This window comes from Neisseria sp. N95_16 (genome assembly GCF_002551535.2).
Taxonomy (GTDB): domain Bacteria; phylum Pseudomonadota; class Gammaproteobacteria; order Burkholderiales; family Neisseriaceae; genus Neisseria; species Neisseria brasiliensis.
Genome location: NZ_PDBT02000120.1, coordinates 1 through 4,023 on the forward strand (window position 1 = coordinate 1; position 4,023 = coordinate 4,023).

6 protein-coding genes and 1 pseudogene are annotated in these 4,023 nt (G+C 62.9%); 1 reads left to right on the plus strand and 6 read right to left on the minus strand.

Translation table 11 applies throughout. The features are described 5' to 3' along the window. Positions 1-97: 97 nt before the first annotated feature. The 6 genes and pseudogenes from CRG49_RS12450 to merT all read right to left on the minus strand — a co-directional run. Positions 98-178, minus strand: a pseudogene (locus tag CRG49_RS12450) (mercury resistance protein); the annotation flags it as partial. Then, positions 175-537 carry a mercury resistance co-regulator MerD gene (gene merD, locus CRG49_RS12455; protein WP_025467726.1) on the minus strand — a complete coding sequence of 121 codons (363 nt, stop codon included), beginning with the start codon at positions 535-537 and terminating at the stop codon, positions 175-177. The gene merD and the pseudogene CRG49_RS12450, both read right to left, overlap by 4 nt. Positions 538-553: 16 nt before the next feature. Beyond that, complete coding sequence (gene merA / locus CRG49_RS12460; RefSeq protein WP_000209295.1) at positions 554-2,239, minus strand: mercury(II) reductase; 1,686 nt, start codon at positions 2,237-2,239, stop codon at positions 554-556. 38 nt (positions 2,240-2,277) lie between these two features. After that, the gene (gene merC, locus CRG49_RS12465) at positions 2,278-2,703 is read right to left on the minus strand and encodes an organomercurial transporter MerC (protein ID WP_000522996.1); all 426 of its coding nucleotides are present in this window, start codon (positions 2,701-2,703) and stop codon (positions 2,278-2,280) included. 27 nt (positions 2,704-2,730) lie between these two features. Next, positions 2,731-3,006: a mercury resistance system periplasmic binding protein MerP gene (gene merP, locus CRG49_RS12470; RefSeq protein WP_095503726.1), complete on the minus strand. Its 276-nt coding sequence runs from the start codon at positions 3,004-3,006 to the stop codon at positions 2,731-2,733. 15 nt (positions 3,007-3,021) lie between these two features. Further along, positions 3,022-3,387, minus strand: coding sequence for a mercuric ion transporter MerT (gene merT / locus CRG49_RS12475; RefSeq protein WP_001294656.1), 366 nt, complete (start codon positions 3,385-3,387; stop codon positions 3,022-3,024). 71 nt (positions 3,388-3,458) lie between these two features. Here merT and merR point away from each other — a divergent pair, with 71 nt between their 5' ends. Next, a complete protein-coding gene (gene merR / locus CRG49_RS12480; RefSeq protein WP_019836732.1) occupies positions 3,459-3,893 on the plus strand; it encodes an Hg(II)-responsive transcriptional regulator in 435 nt (144 codons plus the stop codon). Positions 3,894-4,023: the final 130 nt, after the last annotated feature.

Genomic DNA, 4,023 nt, shown 5'->3' on the forward strand with positions numbered 1-4,023 from the left:
TCGTGAGCGCGTTTCAGCAGGATTTTCCGGTCTCCCTTGAGAGTCCGGCTCTGGGACGGTTTCAGCTCCTTTCTGAGGCCCTTGCGCACTCTCTCTAGGTCAACACGGCCAGCGCACCCCACAGGTAGCCGGAAACGGGTTGGCGCGTCTCGGGCGGCAGTTTGTCAGGGGCGTTCACGGCAATGCCTCCTCGTGCGCCCGCTCGGCTGGCATGGAGGCCAGTTGCGCGTCCAGATGGGCCAACGCTTCGCGCCGACGCTCGACGAACTGGCGCAGAACGGCAAGCTGCGCGGCCGCTTCATCGCCGTCCGCAGCATCCAGCGCCCGGCACAGCCGCGCCAGCGCGTCCAGGCCGATGCCCGCCTCGAAGGCCGCCCGCACGAAGCACAGCCGTTGCAAGGCGGCATCATCGAACAGGCCATAGCCGCCCGGGGTGCACGCCACCGGACGCAGCAATCCGCGCAGCAGGTAGTCGCGCACGATATGCACGCTCACCCCGGCATCAAGGGCCAGCCGGGACACGGTGTAGGCGCTCATTGAAAACCTCCTTTTTTTATCCAGCGCAGCAGGAAAGCTGCTTCACGTCCTTGTTGAAGGTCTGCGCCGCAAGCTTCAACCCCTCGACCATTGTCAGGTAGGGGAACAACTGGTCAGCCAGTTCCTGCACCGTCATGCGGTTGCGGATGGCGAGCACCGCCGTCTGGATCAGTTCGCCCGCTTCCGGGGCCACCGCCTGCACGCCGATGAGCCGTCCGCTACCTTCCTCGATGACCAGCTTGATGAAGCCGCGTGTGTCGAAGTTGGCAAGCGCTCGCGGAACGTTGTCGAGTGTCAGCGTGCGACTGTCGGTCTCGATGCCATCGTGGTGCGCTTCCGCCTCGCTGTAGCCCACGGTGGCGACTTGCGGGTCGGTGAACACCACTGCCGGCATCGCGGTCAGATTGAGGGCTGCGTCGCCGCCGGTCATGTTGATCGCGGCACGGGTGCCGGCCGCTGCCGCCACATAGACGAACTGCGGCTGGTCGGTGCAGTCGCCGGCCGCGTAGATGTTCGGGTTGCTCGTGCGCATGCCTTGGTCGATGACGATGGCACCTTGCGCATTGACAGTGACCCCCGCTGCGTCCAGCGCGAGGCTGCGCGTGTTCGGTGTCCGACCGGTGGCAACCAGCAGTTTGTCGGCGCGCAATTCACCGTGCGTGGTGGTCAGCACGAATTCACCGTCCATATGGGCGACCTGGCTGGCTTGCGTGTGCTCCAGCACCTCGATGCCCTCGGCACGGAAAGCGGCTGTCACCGCCTCGCCGATGGCCGGGTCTTCACGGAAGAACAAGGTATTGCGCGCCAGGACCGTGACCTTGCTGCCCAGCCGGGCAAAGGCTTGCGCCAGCTCCAGCGCCACCACCGACGAGCCGATTACGGCAAGGCGTTCGGGAATGGTGTCGCTCGCCAGGGCCTCGGTGGAAGTCCAGTAGGGTGACTCTTTCAAGCCCGGAATCGGCGGGACCGCCGGGCTGGCACCCGTGGCGACCAGGCAGCGGTCGAACATCACGACGCGCTCGCCACCCTCGTTCAAACGGACGGTAAGGCTCTGGTCGTCCTTGAAGCGCGCCTCACCGTGCACAACGGTGATGGCCGGATTACCGCCCAGGATGCCTTCGTACTTGGCGTGCCGCAGTTCGTCGACGCGGGCCTGCTGCTGGGCCAGCAGCTTACTGCGGTCAATCGTAGGCACAGTTGCCGCAATACCGCCATCGAACGGGCTTTCCCGGCGCAGATGGGCGATGTGGGCGGCGCGGATCATGATCTTGGACGGCACACAACCGACGTTGACGCAGGTGCCGCCGATGGTGCCGCGCTCAATCAGCGTGACCTGCGCGCCTTGCTCGACGGCCTTCAGTGCTGCCGCCATCGCGGCTCCACCGCTACCAATGACGACGACCTGCAACGGGCGTTCGTTGCCACTGGGCTTATCAGCGGCCCCTATCCAGCCGCGCATCTTGTCGAGCAGGCCGGCGCGGTTGTCCGTCGGTGGCGCATCGGCAAGCGTTGCCTCGTAGCCCAGTCCGGCCACGGCGGTAGTCAGCGCATCCGATGACGTGCCCGCCTCAATGGCGAGTTGCGCTGTGCCCTTCGGATAGGACACCAGCGCCGATTGCACGCCGGGCACTTTCTCCAAGGCTTCCTTGACGTGAGCCGCGCACGAGTCGCAGGTCATCCCGGTGATTTTCAGGGTGGTCATGTATTTTTCCTTTTCTGTGGTGGCTACGGCTGTTGCCGTCAGCCACGTTGTTCTGGCAATTCACAGCTGTCCGGCCCGCAGCGGCGATGTGCTGGCGAGATGAAATCCCAGACCGACACCCCAACCATCAAGGCCAGGCCGACATAGAGCAGTCCACCGCTCTGCCAGCCGTAAGCCCGCATTAAAAACACCGCTGCCAGCACCAAGATCGGGCCTATCGTGCCGAGCGCCGTGCGTCGCCACTGTCGATGATTGAGCCAAGCGATAGCATTGGCGAGTAACGCGATGCCGGCGAACATCGGCAGCAGGATGCCAATGAATAGCCCCTCGTACTGGCTCAAGAAGCCCAGTCCGATGGCCGCGCCAAAGCTGGCGATGGCAGGAAAACAGGCGGCGCAGCCCATCGCGGAAACGACGCTGCCGAGCGCGCCGGTTTTGCCAGCGATGCGCGTGATGAGTCCCATGTGTCGCTCCCGAGTTCGGTTAACGGATCAGCGTTTGAGGCTGGACGGATAGCCCGCGTCCTCGGTCGCCTTGGTCAACTTCTGGACGTTGGTCTTGGCATCGTCGAAGGTGACGACGGCCTGGCGCTTGTCGAAACTTACGTCGGTCTTGCTCACGCCCTCAACCTTGGAAAGCGCGTGCTTGACAGTGATCGGGCAAGAGGCGCAGGTCATGCCAGACACGGACAGCGTGACGGTCTGGGTGACGGCCCACACGGGGGCAACAACGGCAGCGAGGGCGAGGGCGGCAAACAGTTTTTTCATGATGAACTCCTGTGATTAATAGAAAAATGGCATGACGTAGGGAAATCCGAGCGAGACCAGGACCAGCGCGGCCACGATCCAGAAAATGAGCTTGTAAGTAGCTCGCACTTGGGGAATCGCGCAGACCTCACCCGGTTTGCAGGCTTGCGCCGGGCGGTAGATGCGCCGCCAGGCGAAAAACAGCGCGACCAGCGCTGCGCCGATGAAGATCGGGCGATAGGGTTCCAGCACCGTCAGGTTGCCGATCCATGCCCCGCTGAACCCCAAGGCGATCAAAACCAGCGGCCCCAGGCAGCAGGCCGACGCAAGAATGGCGGCCAGCCCACCGGCGAAGAGCGCGCCGCGCCCGTTTTGTGGTTCAGACTTTTGTGGTTCAGACATACGCTTGTCCTTTCAAATTTGGTTTGGATAGCTTAAGCTTACTTCCGTAGTTATGTACGGAGTCAAGCGATATGCAAATTAATTTTGAGAATCTGACCATTGGCGTTTTTGCCAAGGCGGCCGGGGTCAATGTGGAGACCATCCGGTTCTACCAGCGCAAGGGCCTGCTGCCGGAGCCAGACAAGCCCTATGGCAGCATTCGCCGCTATGGCGAGGCGGATGTAACACGAGTGCGGTTCGTGAAATCGGCCCAGCGGCTGGGCTTTAGCCTGGACGAAATCGCCGAGCTACTGCGGCTGGAGGATGGCACCCATTGCGAGGAAGCCAGCGGCCTGGCCGAGCACAAGCTCAAGGATGTGCGCGAGAAGATGGCCGACTTGGCACGCATGGAGGCCGTGCTGTCTGAACTGGTGTGCGCCTGCCATGCGCGGAAAGGGAACGTTTCCTGCCCGCTGATTGCGTCACTGCAGGGCGAAGCAGGCCTGGCAAGGTCAGCTATGCCTTAGCGTGCTTTATTTTCCGATTTCTGAGGCGCCCCCACCCAGAGAGTGACCCGTTTGCCGTGGATGAGCAGATCACGATAGAGAACGTCACGCTTGCCGAACCGTACGAACTCACCCTGCATGCCGCATCCCT